We start from the raw sequence: 18555 nt of genomic DNA on the forward strand, positions 1-18555 counted from the left end.
AACCGGTTTATAACAATAAATAATCCAAATAATCTGCTGATTTAAAACAAATTTAACTCAATGAATCACAATTTAACTTAAGTCACACATAATAAACACAACTTTTATCATTTTTGAAGCCACGCACACGACACATCAGGAAAATTTATCTTTTGTGCGGACTGAATCGTATTTGCAGCGCGCGCTGCATTGGCCGGGCGGGGTGCCCAGGGCATTGATTTATCGGTTTTGGTTATCTTTTTTTATGGCCTTTCCGGCCTTGGCTGGGCCGCTTTTGCCGCCCGCCCGCCGGGCATAAAAAAGCCGGGTTTCCCCGGCTTGGCGTCGTTGCGGTGTCACTCAGGCCTGTTGCACCTGAATACCGTGCTGCACCAGCACATCCCCCAGGGTATTACCGCTCTCCAGCGCCCCGTTGTGGTAGACGTCAAACGTCAGGCCGTCCACCACCCGCTGGCCGTCAGCCGCCCAGACATCGCCGCCGCCTGCCAGCGTGAGCTGGCTGCCCGCCGCCCCGCGCACCAACAGGTTGTCGTCCGGCTGGTCCGTCAGGGTTTGCGCGCTCCGCTCATCAAGCCGCAGGCTGTTGGTGCCGCTTTCGCCCAGGTCAATGATCTCGATATGCGCCACACTCAGCCCGAGTGCTGACAGGTCCAGATGCTGATCGGTGCCCGCCAGCAGCAGCGTGTCGAGGCCGCTGCCGCCGTCCAGGTGCTGGATCTCCGTGGTGTGCAGCGTAAAGAGGTCATTGCCGCTGCCGCCCTGCACATCACTGCCGGGCGTGGTGACATCAATAACCTGCCCGCCGATGGAATAGGCCGTCTCCGCCGGGGACGCCTCAGCAGCGGCAGGCGCGGCACTCAGCGTGCTGCCTGCGTGATCGGCCACCGCGGCCTCATGGCCGGCCGCCGCCACGGTTGCCGCTTCCGGGGCCGCCGTGCTCTCTGTTGCCGCCGGCGCAGGCGCGGTGCCGAGGGTGATGTGGCTGGTGAGCGTGGTGACGTTGCCCGCCGCGTCGGTGAGGCTGGCCGTCAGCGGGTACTCCCCGTTCGGCTGCCCGGCCAGCGCCCGCGCCGGGATTGCCGCCGACCAGTTGCCGTTCTCCTGTACCGTGGCATGGTAGCTGACGCTGTTGAGCACCACCGCCACCAGCAGCCCGGCCGCGGCGGCAGTGGTGCTGCCGGTGACGGCAAAGCCGTTCTGCACGTCGCGCGCGGTGATCAGGTTGTCGCCGGTGACCGGGTTAAGCTGAAGTTCCGGCGCGGTGAAGTCCACGGTAAAGGTGCCGGACACCGCACGGCTGTTGCCTGCCGCATCCTGCGCCGTCACCGTGACGGTGGCGCGCCCTTCCGGCAAGGCCTGGAGATCGGCCGCCGGGATCGTCACCGTCCAGTTGCCGCTGCTGTTCACGATGGCGTTGTAGCGGTTTTCGCCCACCGCCACGCTGACCTGCTGGCCGTCACCGCTGATGCCGGTGGTGCCGGAGAGCGCCTGCCCCACTGCGGCTTCCGCCGCGCCCAGTGCGCCGTCAGCAAACGGGGTATTGAGGGTCGGCGCGGGCAGCGTGGTGATGTGCACGCCGAGGTCGATGGTCTGGGTGATCGGCGTGCCGTCCACGTCGGTGACCGAGGCGGTCAGCGGCACCTGGCCATCCGGCAGCAGCGCCACATCCGCGGCGGGCACGGTGAAACGCCAGCTGCCGTCCGCCGCCACGGTGGTGCTGTAGGCGTGGCCGTCCAGCGCCAGCGACAGCGTTTCCCCCTCAGCGACCCTGGCGGTGACGCCGCTGAGCACCACGGCCCCAGCGGCTTCTTCAGCATTCAGGGTGTTGTCCCCGGCTACCGGGTTAAAGGCCAGCCCCCCCTGTTCAAGGTTGACCGTGGCGGCCTGGCTCTGCACCGCCGGGTTGCCGTGGATATCGGTAACCCGCGCCTCAATGACGATCCGCTCGCCGTTTTCCAGCCCGGCCAGCGCGGACTGCGGGATCGCCACGCGCCACTCCCCGCCGGAGGCCACGGTGGTGGTGTAATTGACGCCGTTAAAGCGCAGCGTCAGGGTCTGCCCCGCTTCCACGCCCACGGTGCTGCCGGTGATGACCTGGTCCACCTGCACTTCTGCGGCATCCAGCACATTATCCCCGGTCAGCGCATTCCGGGTGATGGCGATGTCGAGGTTGCGCGCCACCTCGATCTCCTGTTCCAGCGTGCTGACGTTACCGGCGGCATCAGCGACGCTGACGGTGATCGGGTAGATGCCGTTCGGCATCTGGTTCAGGCCGCTGAGGTAGAGCGCCCAGCTGCCGTCCCACAGCACTTCCGCCTGGTACGGCACGCCAAACAACGTGACCACCGCTTTCTGGCCCACGGCGTCCAGGTCGGCGGTGCCGGAAATGGTGGTGTTGGTGTCGCTGTTAAGCAGCACGTTATCGCCTGAGAGCGGGTCCAGCGTCAGCGCCGGTGGCGTGAAGTCCACCTGGAAGCTGCCTTCGGCCTGCGCCTGGTTACCGGCGGCATCGGTGGCCGTGACGGTCACGCTGTGCTGCCCGTCCGGCAAGGCGGTGAGCCAGGCGGCAGGCAGCGTGGCGCTCCAGGCCCCGGTGGCCTCCACCACCGCGGCGATCTGCTGGCCGTTCAAACTGACCACCACCGTCTGCCCGTTACCCGTTATGCCGGTGTTCCCGGCGATACTCTGCCCCAGCGGCTGCGCCGCGTCCGCCTGGCCCAGCAGGCCATCGGCAAACAGCGTGTTTACCGTGGGTGCCGGCAGCGTGTTCACTGCCACACCCAGCGCGGCGCTGGCGTAGAGCTGCCCGCTGCTGAGGCTGGACGAACGGGCCACCAGCGACAGAATGCCGTCAGGGAACTGCGCCGCATCGGCCGCCGGGATTTCCGTCGCCCAGTGGCCCTCTGCGTCCACCCTGGCGGTGTAGCGGTGGCCGTTCAGCGTCAGGTTGACCACGGTACCGGTGGCGACCCCGAGGGCGTGGCCGCTCAGGGTAATCGCTGCGCCCGCCTCGGCCGCATTGATCAGGTTGTCGCCGGTGACCGGATCGATGCTCAGCCCGGCGCGGTCAGTGTTGACGTTCACAAAGCGGGTGGCGGTGGCCGTGTTACCGGCGGCATCGGTCACGCGCCCGAGCAGGGTGACACGCCCGCTGTTCAGGTCCGCCAGATCCTCCGCCGGCAGGGTCACCGACCAGATCCCACCCGCCTGAATCACCGTGGTGTAGGTATTCGCGCCGATTTTCAGCTGCACGCGCTGGCCGGTTTCCACGTTGTCCGCTGAGCCGGTGATGATCTGGTCACTGAACAGGTCAGCCCCGTGCAGCCGGTTATCCCCGGAGACGGTGTCGATCCGCAGGCGCGGCAGGGTGGCGGCGTTGCCGTCCAGCACCAGGGCCCGGGTCTCCGTGGCGGTATTGCCCGCCGCATCCGTCAGGCTCACCTGGAGGTCGTAGCGGCCGTCCGGCAGGTTAACCAGCGCGCCCGGCGGCAGGCGCAGGCTCCAGCCGCCGCCCGGCCGCACCGTGGCCTCATAGGTAATGTTGTTGAACAGCACCGTCACGTTCACTACGCCGCCCACTTCCGAGCCGCTGCCGCTTAAGGAGACGCCCGCCGCCATTTCGCGCGCGTTGGCGATGTTGTCACCGGCAATGGTGTTGACCACCAGCGTCGGCGCGGTGAAATCCACCTGCACATTCCCGCTGACAAGCGCGGTGTTGCCCGCCAGATCGCTCACCACCACATCCAGCGCGGTGGTGCCTTCCGCCAGCCCGCGGAACGCAGAGGGCGGCAGGGTCAGTTGCCAGACGCCGCTCTCATCCACCGTGCCGGTGTAGATAAGCCCGCCCAGCGCCAGGCTCACGCTCTGCCCTGGGCCGGTCAGGCCGGTGTGGCCGGTGAGGGTCTGCGGGGCCTGCACCTCGGCGGCATTGAGCCGCCCATCCACAAACGGCGTATCCAGCGTCGGGTGCGGCAGGCTGTGCAGGTAGACGTTAAGCGGCGCGGTGGTAAAGACCGGGTCGCCGTCGGCGTCAAGGGTGCTGATGTTGACCGTCTGGCGGCCGTCCGGCAGCCCGGCCAGCGCCTCCGGGGGAAGGGTCAGCGTCCAGAGGCCCAGCCCGTCGGTCTGCGTGGTGTAGTTCTGGCCGTTAAGGATAACCGTCACGGTGCTGCCCTCCGGCACCCCGGCGGTGGTGCCGCTGAGGGTCAGCCCGGCGGCCTGTTCAGCGACGTTCAGCATCCCGTCCCCGGCCAGCGGGTTCACGCTGATGCCGCCCCGGTTGAGGTCAACCGTCAGGGTGTCGCTGGCGGTGGCGCTGTTGCCCGCGCTGTTGGTGACGGCGGCGTTGACGGTCAGGCTGCCGTCACTGAGCAGGCGCAGGTCATTGGCCGGGATGGCGGTGCTCCAGCTGCCGTCCGGCTGCACCGCCGCAGTATAGGTGCGGCCGTTCAACGACAGGGTGACGAGCAGCCCGGCCTCCACATGGTCGGCGTGGCCGCTCAGCGTCTGGGCGGTGTTCTGCTCGGCACTGTTGAGCACATTGTCCCCGGCGAAGGCATCGAAGGTGATCACCGGGGTGCTGAGCGGCCCGGCGGCCAGCGTGACCGCGCCGGTGACGGAGGTGCTGTTACCGGCGTCATCAATGATGGTGGCGGTGATCGGGTAACTGCCGTCCGGCAGGCCGGCCAGCGCGCCGCGCGGCAGCGGGATCGTCCAGATGCCGTCCTCGGTCACGGTGGTGGTGTAGGTTTCGCCGTTCAGCGTCACCACCACGGCCGCCCCCAGGGTGGTGTTGATCGGCACATCGGCGGAGGTGCCTTGCAGGGTCAGCGCCCTGGCGGCTTCTTCCGTATTGACGATGTTGTCCGCGGTCAGCGGGCTGATGTGCACGCCCGGCGGGGTGAAGTCCACGGTGAAGGCACCGGGGCCGGACACCGTATTCCCGGCGATGTCACTGGCGGTGACGGTGTAGGTAACCAGCCCGCTGGGCAGCGCCTGCAACACCTCCGCCGGGATGGCGGCGCGCCAGAGGCCGCTCTCCTCCACCGTGGCGGTAAAGTTCCGGCCGGAGAGCGAGACCGTGACGCTCTGCCCTGCCCCGGTGACGCCGGTATAGCCGGAGAGCGTCTGCCCGGCGGCCGCTTCGGCCACGTTCAGGTAGCCGTCGCCGAACGGCGTATTATTCAGCAACTCCGGCTGGGTGTTGATCACCACCAGCAGATCCTGCGTGGAGGTGATCAGGCCACCGCTGCTGTTACGCACCTCGGCGGTCACGCTGTAGCTGCCGTCCTCCAGCGCGGCCAGGTCGGCCGCCGGGACGGTGGCGCGCCAGGTGGTGCCGCCGTTGATGGTGGCGTTGCTGGTCAGGGTGGTGGTGTAAGTGACGCCATTGAGCGTGACCGTCACGGTATTACCGGCCGCCAGCCCCTGCGCCACGCCGCTGAGGGTGAGGTCGGTGGTGGCCTCGGCCGCATTGAGGATATTGTCCCCCGCCAGGGTGTCGATCGCCACCGTCTGCCCGCCGCTCACCACCGTCAGGGTTTCCCGCGTGCTGGCGGTGTTCCCCGCCGCATCCGCCACGCCGGCACTGAGCGTGAGGGCGCCGGTGGGCAACAGGGACATATCCGCCTGCGGCACGATCAGGTGCCAGCTGCCGTCCGCCTGCACCGGTGCCAGGTAGGTGTGGTTATTCAGCGTCACGGTCACCACCTGCCCGGCTTCCACGTTGGTGGTGGTGCCGTTCAGCTCCTGCGCCACGCCGCGCTCTGCGCTGTCGAGCTGGTTGTCGCCGGTGAACGGGGTAATCGCCAGTTGCGGCAGGTTGCTGTTGTCCACCGTTACGGTCTGGCGGGCGGTGGCCGGGTTGCCTGCGCTGTCGGTGGTGGTGGCGGTCAGGGCATAATCACCGGTCAGGCCGGCCAGGTCAGCCGCGGGCACCGCCACCCGCCAGGTGCCGTCTGCGGCCACCGTGGCGGTATAAGCCTGGTTGTTAAAGTCCACCGTGACCGTGCTGCCCGCCTCACCGGACTGGCCGGTGACGGTAATGCCGTTCTGCACATCGCGCTGGTTCAGCAGGTTATCCCCGGTGACCGGGTCGATGGCCAGTTGCGGCGCGGTGATGTCCAGCGCCAGGCTGCCGCCGGTGGTGCTGAGGTTACCGGCGGCATCGGTCACCGTCACGTTCACCGGGTAGCTGCCCTCCGCCAGCGCCTGCAACGCGCCGGACGGCAGCGTCACGCTCCAGCTGCCGTCGGCCGCCACCTCCCCGCGGTAAGTCTGGCCGTTCAGCGCAACCACCACGCTCTGGCCGTCACCGCTGACGCCGGTGCTGCCGGTCAGCGTCTGGTCGCTTTGCGTCTGCGCCAGGTTAAGGGTGGCGGGCGGGTTCAGCACCGCCTGCGGCAGGTTGGTGACGTGCACGGCCAGCGTGGCCTCCGTGCGCTGGGTGCTGCCGTCCGCCAGGGTGATGGTCGCCACCACCGGCTGGGGGCCGTCCGGCAAGGCGCTGACCGCCTCCACCGGCACCGTGGCGCGCCAGGTGCCGTCCGCGTTCACCGCGGCGCTGTAAGGGACGTCATTCAGCAGCACCGTGACGCTGCTGTCGGGCGCGGTCTGGGTGGTGGTGCCGCTGATGACCAGCGGTTGTGCTGCTTCGGCGGCATTGAGGGCATTATCACCGGAGAGGGGGTCGATGATCAGGTCACTGGCGGCCAGCGGGGCGATAAGGCTGCCGGCGTTACGGGAGTTGTAGGTTGCGGTTGCCATAAACGGCCTCTTGTAGGAATCGTCATCACGCGCTGATGCCGGGTGCCCCTGGAGCAGAGCCACAGCTCAACGTGCATTAATCCAAAAGCCCCCGTCTGCGGCGGCTCTCTGTGTTTTCCAGTCTGGTGAAATACCGTCATAAAACGCCGGGCAAAAAAAGCAAAAAAGGGCCTGAGGTTATCGTAATAACCGATAAACACTGTTTTTTAGAAAAATAAAAGGGCCGGATATTCCGGCCTGACAGGAAGTCTATGGGAAAAACCCACCGGGATTGATCTAAGAAAAGTCCTGAAACGTGTTACGTAAACACGGCATAACCAAAAGAAATAACCGGATGGAAATAAACGTTATCAGTGACTTTTTGATATTTCTCCTTTTTCCGGGAACGCCCGCATATTCGTCCATATAAGGCCGAATAAAATAAAAAGCCGCATCATTAAAATAACAAAGAAATCATTAGAATATTTTATCCTTTTTAGGGCGCTATTATGGCCGTTATTCCGATTGCCGGTTAATCAACCCGATAAATAAGGCCGGGTTGCCCCGGCCTCGTTCACTTATTTCAGGGGTTCAGGCCACCTGTTTTTGTTAAATCAATCGCCTGTTATACCTGCTGCACCTGAATACCGTGCTGTACCAGCAAATCCCCCAGCGCCTCGGCGCTTTCCAGCCCGGTGGCGTGGTAGACGTCAAAGGTCAGGCCGCCTGCCTCGCGCTGGCCGTGGGTTTCCCAGGTGTTATCGCCGGTAAGCATCAGGCGGCTGCCGTCTGCGCCACGGATAAACAGGCTCTCTTCCGGCTGGTCGCGCACGCTTTCCATCTCGTGCAGCCCCAGCGTCAGGCTGTTGCTGCCGTTGCCGAGGTCGAAGATGTCGATGTTTTCGATCTTCAGCCCGAGCGCGGTGAGATCCAGATGCTGATCCGTCCCGGCCAGCAACAGGGTATCCGTGCCGCTGCCGCCGTCGATATGCAGGAAGTCCAGCGTGTTCAGCAGGATGGTGTCATTGCCGCTGCCGCCCACCGCTTCGCCGCCGCTCTCCGCCAGGGTCAGCGTCTGGCCGCCGATGGCGTACGTCCCGTCTGCCGTGTCCGTTGCCGCTGCCTCCGGCGTCACCAGCGCAGTGGTCAGGGTGCTGTCGGCGCTGTCTGCGGTGGCCTGCCCGGCGACGGCCCGTGCGGCTTCGCTGTCAGCGGCATCCGGGGCCGCCTCCAGCGTCACGGTATGGGTCATCGAGGCCAGGTTTCCGGCGACATCCGTCAGGCTCACTGTCAGCGCGTAGTCCCCGGCCGGTTGCTCCGCCAGCGCCTCCGCCGGGATCGCGACCGCCCAGTTCCCCGCCTCCTGCACCGTGGCGTGATACTCCACGCCGTTGAGCACCACCAGCACCAGCAGCCCGGCCGCCGCAATCCCGGCGCTGCCGGTCAGCGCAAAGCCCGCCTGCGCCTCCTGGTGGCTTATCCGGTTATCGCCGGAGACCGGGTTAAACGCCAGCTCCGGCGCGGTGGTGTCCACCGTCAGCACCGCTTTGGCGTGCAGGCGTTGCCAGCCCGCGCCTCTGACGCTCGCTTTCAGCGTGTTGCATCCCTCCTCCAGCGCCGCCACATCCGCCGCCGGGAGGGTCGCTGACCAGCTGCCGTCCCGGCCGACTTTGGCGGTGTAGTGTTCACCATTGAGGGTTAAATGCACCGTCGCCCCGCGCGGCACGCCGTCGGTATGGCCGGTGAGGGTGATGGCACCGCCGGCCTCCGTGGCGTTGATCAGGTTGTCACCGGTAACCGGGTCGATGCTCAGGCCGTCGCGGTGGCTGTGGAGGCTGATGGTGCGGCTGGCGGTGGCGCGGTTACCGGAGGTATCCGTGACGCTGGCGCGCAATGTTTCACCGCCGTTGCCCAGCGCCGCCAGGTCTTCCGCCGGGACAATCAGCGACCAGACGCCGCCCGCCTGCACCTGGGTGGTGTAGGTGACGCCGCCCACTTTCAGGCTCAGCGTCTGCCCGCTTTCCACATTCTCCGAGCTGCCGGAGATAATCTGGTCGCTCTGGATCTCTGCGCCGTTCAGCACGTTATCCCCGGAGATTTTATGGATGCGCAGCACCGGCCGGTTGGCCGGGTCGGCGTCCAGCAGCAGGGACTCGGTGAGGGTGGTGGTCTGGCCGTTGGGGCCGGTCTGGCTGAGGGTCAGCGTATAGCGGCCGTCATCAAGCCCGGCCAGCGTGCTGCGCGGCAGCGTGACCTGCCACTGGCCCTCGTCATTGACCGCAGCGTGGTACGTTACGCCGTTAAGCAACAGGTTGACCGTGCCGCCCGCTTCGGAGCTTTGGCCGCTGATCGCCACCCCGGCGGCCGCCTCGGCGGCGTTGATGATGTTATCCCCGGCGATCGGGTCGAGGGTGATGACCGGCGCGGAGAGATCCACCGTCAGCAGGTTCAGGCCGTTTATCTGATTGCCGCTGAGATCGGTGGAGGTCGCCGAGACCCAGTAGTCGGTGTTGCCCAGCAGCGCCAGATCCGCCACCGGCACCGTCACGCTCCAGCTGCCGTCAGAGGCCGTGACCGTGGTCTGGTAGAGGTGGCCGTTCAGGTCAACGGTCACTGCCGCCCCCACCTGCCCGTTGGTAATGGTGCCGCTAATCACCAGCGGGGCGTTGGCCTCGTCAGCGGTCAGGGTACCGTCACCGGCCAGGGTATCGATGTTAAGCTGCCCCGGCGTGCGGTAGAGCAGGAAGCTGTGGCTGCCCACCGCCAGCAGGTTGCCGCCCGCGTCGGTGATGCTGCCGAGGATGTCGGTGGTCGGGTCATTCGGCAGGGTTTTCAGATCCGCAGATGGGATCAGCACGCTCCAGCTGTGGTCCGCCTGCACCTCTGCCTGATAGGTAAAGCCGCCCAGCGTCAGGGTCACGATGCTGCCCGCCGGGCTGTTTTCCGCCCGGCCGCTGAGCAGCTGATCGCTCTCCAGCTCATCTTCATCCAGATAGTTGTCGCTGCCGCCGAACGGGTCGAAGGTCAGCGGTTGCAGGTCGCCCAGTTCGACAGCGAGCGGCGCGGTGGCGGTGATCAGGTTACCGGCCAGATCGTAGGCGGTGACGGTGACGGTGAGCGGGCCATCGGGCAGCCCGGCCAGCTCCTGCGGGGTGAAGGTCACGGCCCAGTCTTCACTGTAATCAGAGAAGCTGTGGGTCACGCCGTTGATCGTCACCTGCACATCCAGCGGCATCGCCATAAAGTGGCTGCTGCCGCTGATGACCAGCCCGGCGGCGGCTTCCTCCGGCGTCAGCACGTTATCCCCGGCGATCGGGTCAATGGTGAGGGTGCCGGGGTCGGCCAGCACCACAAAGACATTTTCATTGCTGATAGTGTTGCCCGCGCCGTCCGTGACGCTGCCGGCGAGGTCAACCCGGCCGTCAGGCAACTGGGCCAGATCGGCCGCCGGAACCGTGACCTGCCAGTAGCCGCCGATGCCGGTGGTGGTGGTGTAGATAAAGCTCTGGCCGTCAAACGAGGTCATCCGGATCGTCACCGCCAGCCCGGCCACGCCCTCACCCGTGGGGCTGTCGTCCAGGAAGAAGGTGCCGTCGAGGATCTGATCCTGCGCCTGCTCCCCGGCATCGACCACATCATCCCCGGCAAAGGGGTAAAACACGAAGCCGCCGCTGAAGGGCTGCGTGTTAAAGGTGACGTTGTGGCTGGCGGTGGTGAGCGTGCCGTCCGGGGCGGTGAGTTCTGCCGCCAGGGTATAGACGCCATTAGTGACGCCGCTGAAACTGCCCGCCGGTACGGTCACCTGCCAGGTGCCGTCAGCCGCCACGGTGCCGGTGTAGCGGTAGGCCGGGTCCTCAAAGGCGGTGACGGCAACGGTGCCGCCCGCCGCGCTCACCGGCGCATGGCCGCTGATGACGACGTCGTTGGCTGTTTCCTCCGCAGTCAGGATGTTGTCTTCGGTCAGCGGATCAAGGCGGAAGTCATCGAACGCGACCCTCAGGGTGAGCGTGTCACTGACCGGCACGGTGTTGGTGTCCAGCGCGTCGGCGGTAACGGTGTAGACGCCGCTGGTCAGGTCAGCCAGATCCCCGGCCGGGATTTGCAGGCTCCAGGTGTTATCACTCTGCACCAGCGCGGTGTAGCTCTGGCCGCCCAGCGTCACGGTGACGGTGTTGTCCGCCGGCACGCCGATCACCACGCCGCTGACCGTCAGGTTGTTGGCGGCTTCGGCGGTGTCGAGCTGGTTATCCCCGGCCACAATCCCGATGGCCACTGCCGTGCGGCCGGTGACCACCGTCACCTCTTCGGTGGCGGTGACGCTCTCGCCCCCGGCGTTGCTGACAGTGGCGGTGAGGTCATAGCGCGGGCGCACCACACCCAGTTCAGCCAGGTCGGCCTGCGGCACAATCAGCCGCCAGCTGCCGTCCGCCTCCACCGTGGTGGTGTAGGTGTTGTCGTTAAAGGTGACGGTGATGGTCTGCCCCGCCTCCACGTTGGTGGTGGTGCCGGTCAGCTCCTGCGCCACGCCGCGTTCGGCGCTGTTCAGCTCGCTGTCACCGGTGAACGGGTCAATGATCAGCCGCGGCAGGTCGGTCTCTGCAACGGTGATTTCACGGCTCACGAGGGTTTCATTAAGGAACCCATCGCCCACCCTGGCCGTCACGGTATAGCTGCCCGGCGCGAGGCCGTTCAGCGCCGCCGGGGAGAGCACCACGTTCCACAGCCCGTCGCCGTCCACAGAGCCATAATAGTTATTGCCGTTGAAGGTAACGAAGACACTGGTGCCCAGTTCGTCACTGTGGCCGGTAAGGGTGATGCCCGCCAGCAGCTCCGCGCGGTCCAGCGTGTCGTCCCCGGTGACCGGGTCGAAGGTCAGCGTTGGCGCGGTGACATCCACCTCCAGCTGGCTGGTGGCGCTGCGGCTGTTGCCCGCCATATCGGTCACGGTGGCGGTCAGCGGGTAGTTGCCGTCATTCAGGGTTTGCAGGACACCGGCAGGCAGCGTGACGCGCCAGGTGCCGTCGCTGCCCACCGGCCCCTGGTAGGTCTGGCCGTCGAGGGTGACGCTGACAACCGGGTTAAGCCCGTTGACTTGGGCGGTGCCGGACAGGACCTGATCCTGCTGGGCGCGCTCAGCGTTGATTGAAATGGGGAAATCGATAGAGATCTGCGGCAGCGCACCGGCGTAGACGCCCAGGGTCAGGCTGTCCGTCAGCGGGTCACCGGCGGCGTTAACGGTGGTGACTTCTGCCGTGACCGGCCCATCGGACAACGCCTGAAGGTCGGCGGCGGGCACGGTGGCCTGCCAGCGGCCATCAGCCGCCACGGTGCCGCTGTAGCTCTGGCCGTTCAGCGTCAGGGTCACGGGCGTGCCCTGCGCCAGATTGCTGGAGGCCCCCTGCACTGTCAGATCGCTTTGCGCCTCCTGCGCATTGAGGCGGTTATCCCCGGCAAGGGTGTCGATGGCGATGCCGTCCAGCGAGTCTTCCACCGCAAAACGGTTGATCACCGTTTCCGCCGGGTTACCGGCGCTGTCAGTGACGTCGGCCAGCAGGATATTGGCCCCGTTGGGCAGCGCGGCGATGTCCGCCGCCGGGATAATCAGGCTCCAGCTGCCGTCGGCCTGCACCACGGCGGTGTAGCTTTTTTCATTCAGGCTGACGGTCACCACCTGCCCGGCTTCCACGTTCTGGGCAGTGCCGTAAATCGCCTGCGCGACCTGGTGCTCCGCACCCGTCAGGATATTGTCCAGCCCGCCGCTTAACGAGGGGAGTGAGGCGGGGTCGGCGTTGATCCGCAGTTCCCGTGTGGCGGAAACAGGGTTGCCGTCGCCATCCGCGGCTTCGGCAACCAGCGGGTAGGTGCCGTCCGGGAAGCTGCCGTCACGGGCGCTGAGGGTATGCGCCGGGATGGTGAACTGCCAGTCGCCCCCGGCCCCGGTCTGGGCGGTAAAGGTCTGGCTGCCGAGGGTTACGGTGACCAGCGCGCTCTCCAGCGAGGAGGTGCCGCTGACAACAATATCCTGTTCAGCTTCGGCAAAGTTAATGACGTTGTCCGGCACCAGCGGGTTGATGGCCAGCACCGGGACGGCCAGCGCGCTGCTCGCGGTGGCGGCCACCACCCCGGCGCGGCTCATGTCTGACGCGCCGGAATAACGGGAAAGTTCTGGGTTATTTTTCATAGGCTGCCTCTTATTTAAAAAAACCGACTACATTCCATCCTGAACGCCCCCGCTTATTTCATTCGGAGGCAAAAAGAAGATGGAAAATTATCTGTACACCCTGCCCGGCAAGGCGTACCTCTTTTTAATGAGCGAACCTGAATAAAAAATCACCCTATGAAAACGGTTATTTTCCTGTGCATTATTCCTGTGTATTGATAAGCAATGTTTTTTAAATAACCACCGCGTTGAATTTCCTTTTCAGCCCTGCTTATCTGTTCTGTTTTTCACTGCACACGCCGGGCAGAAATAACCTTTATGCTCAAAGAGATGGGGGGTTACATACAAAAACAGGGCGTTACAGGCCGCCCCGCGCCTGGCATTGTCACCCGCCCCGGTTTTAACAAATTTAGCTATTGTTAAAATCAGGTTAAATAATAGGCTTATTTCCTGGCAGATTAAATAGCCTGCAACTTCCGCCCGGCGATTTTATTCATTATGGGAGCTGAATCGCAAATAACCCAGCGCCTATTAACGGCGTACAAAATAAACCGTCATTTCATCTGCTGTTTAAAAGAATAAACAGCGAAGCGGCAATAAAAAAGGGCCACAATAGCGGCCCCTGATATAAATAACAGGCTGTTTTGGGTTACACCTGCTGCACCTGAATACCGTGCTGCACCAGCAGGTCGCCCAGCGCATCGGCGTTTTCCAGCCCGGTGGCGTGGTAAACGTCAAATGTCAGGCCGCCGACCTCACGCTGGCCGTGTGTCTCCCAGGTGTTATCGCCGGTGAGCACAAGCTGGCTGCCGTCCGTCCCGCGGATAAACAGGTTCTCTTCCGGCGTATCCCGCACCGTTTCGGCCTCGTGCAGGCCCAGCGTCAGACTGTTGTGGCCGTTACCGAGGTCAAAGATATCGATGTTCTCTATCTTCAGCCCGAGCGCGGTGAGGTCCAGATGCTGGTCGCTGCCCGCCAGCAACAGCGTGTCGGTGCCGCTGCCGCCGTCGATGTGCAGGAAGTCCAGGGTGTGCAACACAATGGTGTCATTGCCGCTGCCGCCGAGGGCTTCACCGCCCGGTTCCGTCAGGGTCAGCGTCTGCCCGCCGATGGTGTAGGTGCCGTGCCCGGCCGGGGTCTCCGCAGCGGCCGCCTCCGGCGTGACCAGCGCGCTGGTCAGGGTGCTGTCGGCGTTATCTGCCGCCACCGCCTGGCTGGTGACCGTCAGGGCGGAAAGCTGTTCGGCGCTATCGGTATCCGGTGCCGCGTCCAGCGTGATCGCACTGGTCACCGTGGTCAGGTTCCCGGCCACGTCCGTGAGGCTCACCGTCAGCGGGTAGTCACCGGCCGGTTGGTCGGCCAGTGCCTCAGGCGGGATCGCCACCGACCAGTCACCGCTCGCCTGCACCTTACCGTGATACTCCACGCCGTTAAGCACCACCAGCACCAGCAGCCCGGCGGCGGCCATCCCGGCGCTGCCGGTCAGGGAGAAGCCCGCCTGCACCTCCTGCTGGCTTATCCGGTTGTCGCCGGTAGCTGGGTTAAATGCCAGTTCAGGGGCGGTGGTGTCCACCGTCAATACCGCTTTGGCGTAGAGCATCTGGCCGCCGGCGCTTTTCACGCAGGCGGTCAGCGTGGCGCTGCCCGCTTTCAGTGCTGCCACATCGGCCGCCGGGAGTATCGCCGACCAGTTGCCGTCTTCCCCCACGGTGGCGGTGTAGTGTTTGCTGTTCAGCGTCAGTTGTACTGTCGCCCCATGCTGCACGCCGTCGGTGTGGCCGGTCAGGATGATCGCGCCGCCCGCTTCGTCACCGTTGATCAGGTTGTCGCCGGTGACCGGGTCGATGCTCAGGCCGTCACGGTCACTTTTGATGTTGAGGTTGCGGCTGGCGGTGGCGCGGTGGCCGGCCGCGTCCATGACGCTGGCGCGCAGCGTCAACCCGCCATCGCCCAGCGCCGCCAGATCGGCGGCCGGGACAATCAGCGACCAGCCGCCGCCCGGCTGTACCTGGGTGGTGTAGGTCACGCTGCCGATTTTCAGGCTCAGCGTCTGCCCGCTCTCCACGTTCTCTGAGCTGCCGGTGATGACCTGGTCGCTCTGGAGTTCCGCGCCATTGATCAGGTTATCCCCGGAGATGTTATGGATGCGCAGCACCGGGCGGACGGTGGATTCCACCTCCAGGCGCAGATCCTGGGTGGTGGTGGTGGTGTTGCCGTGGTCGTCGTTTGCCGTGAGCACCAACTGATAGGTGCCATCCGGGAAGCTGCCGTCGCGGCCGCTGAGGGTATGCGCCGGGATGGTGATCTGCCAGATGCCGTTACTCCCGGCCTCGGTGGTGAGGGTCAGGCCACCGAGTGTTATCGTCACTGTCGCATAGGGTTCGGAGGAGGTGCCGCTGAGGGTGATATCCTTTTCCGCCTCGGCGAAGGTGATCACGTTATCCCCGGCGACCGGCTCCAGCGTCAGGGTCGGCGCAACCAGGTCAACGGTGACGAAATACCGGTCCTCGGTCGCAGTGTTACCGGCAATGTCACTCACGGTAACGATAAGCGTGGTGAAATCTTTACCGGCCAGCGCCTGCAACGCAGAGGACGGCAGGATCAGCTGCCAGTTCCCCTCTTCATCAACCGTCCCGTTGTAGGTGATGCCTTCCATCGTGACGGTCGCCGTCTGCCCCGGCCCGCGCAGGCCGGTGGTGCCGGTGAGCAGCTGGTCAACGGCGGCCTTCTCCGCGTTGAGCACCTCGTTGCCAAACGGCGTATCAAGCTGGGCCGTGGCGGAGTCGTAATGCATGCCAATCTGTATGCTGGCACTCCGCCCGTCCGGCGCTTTCACCGTCAGCGTCTGTTGGTCCACCCGATTCCAGTATCCGTAGAGCTCGTCACTCGAGATCTTATACGACCAGCTGCCGTCTTCGCGGGTGGTGGTGTGATAATACCGGATGCCGCCGTCGCTCGGGTGCTGGAGTATAGTCAGGGTAAGCCCGGTACCGGCCGGCAACCCGTCCGTCATACCGCTCAGGGTGATCCCCGCCTTGCCTTCCGCATAGTTGATCAGGTTGTCACCGGCCACTGGGTTGATGCTGATGGGGGCGAAAACCAAATCCACCTGGGCAGTGGTGGCCGCGCTGCCGCTGTTACCGGCCGCATCGGTGGCCAGCACTGACAGCGCCGCAGCACCCTCCGGCAGCGCCTGCAAATCCACCGCCGGGAGCGTGGCCTGCCAGTGGCCGTCATTATCGACGGCAGCGGCATAGGTTTTGCCGTTCAGCGTCAGGGTCACTGACTGCCCGCTGCCGGAGACGCCGGTGGTGCCGGTGAGCAACTGGTCGGTGGCCGCCTCCTCTGCCGTCAATACGCCGTCACCAAACGGCAGGTCAAATGCCGGCGTGGGGCTGGCCTGAATCGTTACGTTCACGTCGAGTGTGGCTGGGGTCGTACCCGGCACGCTGGCCGTCGCGGTGACGATGCCATCCGGTAAGTTGATCAGCTCCACCGTGGGGATCGGCACCGACCAGCTGCCGTCTTCGTTGATGGTAGTGGTATGGGCCACGCCGTTGAGCGTCACCGTCACCGTCAGCCACGCCGCAGCCGGGTCGGCGCTGCCGCTGAGCGTGATGCCTGCCGCCGCTTCCGCGGCCGTGATGATATTATCCCCGGTCACCGGATTCAGGGTCAGGTTGATCTCACCGGGTACGATGTCGACGGAATGGGTCGTCGTGGTACGGTTCTCGGCCACATCAAAGGCTTCCACCGTGAGCCCTGCCTGGGTTCCCCAATGGGCAATCAGCTCCTGCAATCCCTCCGGGGTGAGGGTCACGCGCCAGTGGCCTTCTGCGTCCACGGTACCCTGATATGTCCCATTACCAATGCTGACCTCCACCCGCAGCATGCCTTTTGAGGCAGTGCCGGTTAATACCTGGCCCTGCGCTGCTTCTGCGGGCGTCAGCACGCCATCGCCAAAGGGGATCTCTGACTTCACCCAATAGTTTTCGCGATTTAAATAGAGCCCCACTTCCCGGGTGACCGGCGCGCTGCCCGGTGCGGAAATGGTGAAATTATACTGGCCGTCAGGAAGGCGGAAAAATTTATAATAATCAACGTCGATACTCCATTCCCCATTTCGCTGTACTACGCCTTCAAACTTGTTATCGGCAAACTCAACCCTGACTCTCGACCCGGCGGGAAGAGAGGGTGCCGTTCCGCTGATAACCAGAAAATTTGCTTCACCGACGTTGACATAGTTATCCCCGGCGATGGGGTTTACCGTCAGCCTGTTTGAGGTATAAGCCACCGTCAGGATTTCACTGCCGTGGGTGGTCTGCCCGGCCAGGTTAGCGGCGCTGGCGGTAATCTCTGTCTGGCCGTTATAGAGTTGCAGCAGATCGGCGGCCGGCACCGTGGTGGCGAAGCTGCCGTCTGCCGCGACGGTGGCGCTGTAGGTTTTATAATCCAGGGTAAGGGTGACTACCTGTCCCGCCTCAATGCCGGTGGTGGTGCCGCTCAGGATCTGCGGCCGCAGCGCTTCGGCATCACTCAGCACATGGTCAGTGGCAAAGGGATTAATGGACAGAGAGGGCTGGCTGCTGTCCACCGTCAACTTGCTGGTGTAACCCGCCTCCTGCCCGGCCAGGTTGCTGACGGTAGCGATAATCTTTGCGCCGTCAGGTAACGCAGCCACCTCGGCCGCCGGGACGGTGGTTTGCCAATAACCGTCCTCCCCCACGATCGCGGTGTAGGTGTGGCCGTTAAGCGTCAGGGTGACCGTCTGCCCCGCTTCCACATGGTGGGTTCTGCCGCTCAGGATCTGGGTGGCCTGGCCTTCCGGGCCGCTGAGGGTGTTGTCACCGGCAAACGCATACACAAGCAAGGAGGGCCAGGCGCGGTCGGACGTCATCGGCACGCTGACGCTGATCTCGTCCCCTGTTTCCGTTCTGGCAGACACCTCAATCGCAGGGCCGGCCCCCTGCCTGAGCAGGGTATCCATTTCTGAAGACGTAAGTTCCGTGCGCCAGCTGCCGTCCGCCTCTACCGTGGCTGAGACCATATCCACAAAGTTACTGAGCCGGAGGGTGACTATACTTCCGGCCGCAATGCCGGTGGTGGTGCCGCTCAGGACGCGGGTTTGAATAAAATCGCCTTCAAACGGTGTAAGGATATTGTCTCCGGCAAAGGGGTCAACGGTAATTGACGGGGTCACAGCAGCCTGCACGTCAGTGGTGGCGGCGGTTGCCTGCACGGCCAGCGCACTCAGGGCGTTTTCATCGGACGCAGAGGAAATAAGGTTGCCGGTAGAGCGGGAGGAACGCGTGGTAGTCATATACTGCCTCTTGTTTAATAATCCTGAATAATTGCCCTGCGGTATATTCCGGTGAATGGAAATAAACCGCATGGCGATTCCATAAAGACTCAACGATCATGGCGTTACGCTTTCCAGGCTGGTGCAGCAAGGCAAAAAAAGAATAAAAAGGTTAATTAATCACGCGACTAAAATAACAGCCTGCCCTGATGGGCGCTTATCCACCACTGGGGCGGATTAACGTATTGATTCAGGGTCTATTGTCAGGTGCCCAGTGTAACCGAAAAATAACAGGAAAATAGGGTAAACCGGGTTATTTATATTTTCTTCTGTTGGTATCTGAATATCATTT

The 18555-nt window shown here is 64.1% G+C and carries 3 protein-coding genes; all 3 read right to left on the minus strand.

The annotated features are described in order from the left end of the window. Window positions 1-339: 339 nt before the first annotated feature. The 3 genes from JK232_RS15110 to JK232_RS15120 all read right to left on the minus strand — a co-directional run bounded on the left by JK232_RS15110 (window position 340) and on the right by JK232_RS15120 (window position 18224). Window positions 340-6765: an Ig-like domain-containing protein gene (locus JK232_RS15110; protein ID WP_212589357.1), complete on the minus strand. Its 6426-nt coding sequence runs from the start codon at window positions 6763-6765 to the stop codon at window positions 340-342. Between the two features lie 604 nt (window positions 6766-7369). Continuing rightward, entirely contained in the window at window positions 7370-12925 is a 5556-nt protein-coding gene (locus tag JK232_RS15115) for an Ig-like domain-containing protein (protein WP_212589358.1), read from the minus strand. 628 nt (window positions 12926-13553) lie between these two features. After that, the gene (locus JK232_RS15120; protein WP_212589359.1) at window positions 13554-18224 is read right to left on the minus strand and encodes an Ig-like domain-containing protein; all 4671 of its coding nucleotides are present in this window, start codon (window positions 18222-18224) and stop codon (window positions 13554-13556) included. Between the last annotated feature and the right edge of the window lie 331 nt (window positions 18225-18555).

The organism is Nissabacter archeti (assembly GCF_018257325.1).
In the GTDB taxonomy this organism is placed as follows: domain Bacteria; phylum Pseudomonadota; class Gammaproteobacteria; order Enterobacterales; family Enterobacteriaceae; genus Chimaeribacter; species Chimaeribacter arupi.

Excerpts from the sequence above, each read along its gene's own strand:
- JK232_RS15110 (WP_212589357.1), bottom strand. The coding sequence starts at position 6,765 with ATGGCAACCGCAACCTACAACTCCCGTAACGCCGGCAGCCTTATCGCC.
- JK232_RS15115 (WP_212589358.1), bottom strand. The coding sequence starts at position 12,925 with ATGAAAAATAACCCAGAACTTTCCCGTTATTCCGGCGCGTCAGACATG.
- JK232_RS15120 (WP_212589359.1), bottom strand. The coding sequence starts at position 18,224 with ATGACTACCACGCGTTCCTCCCGCTCTACCGGCAACCTTATTTCCTCT.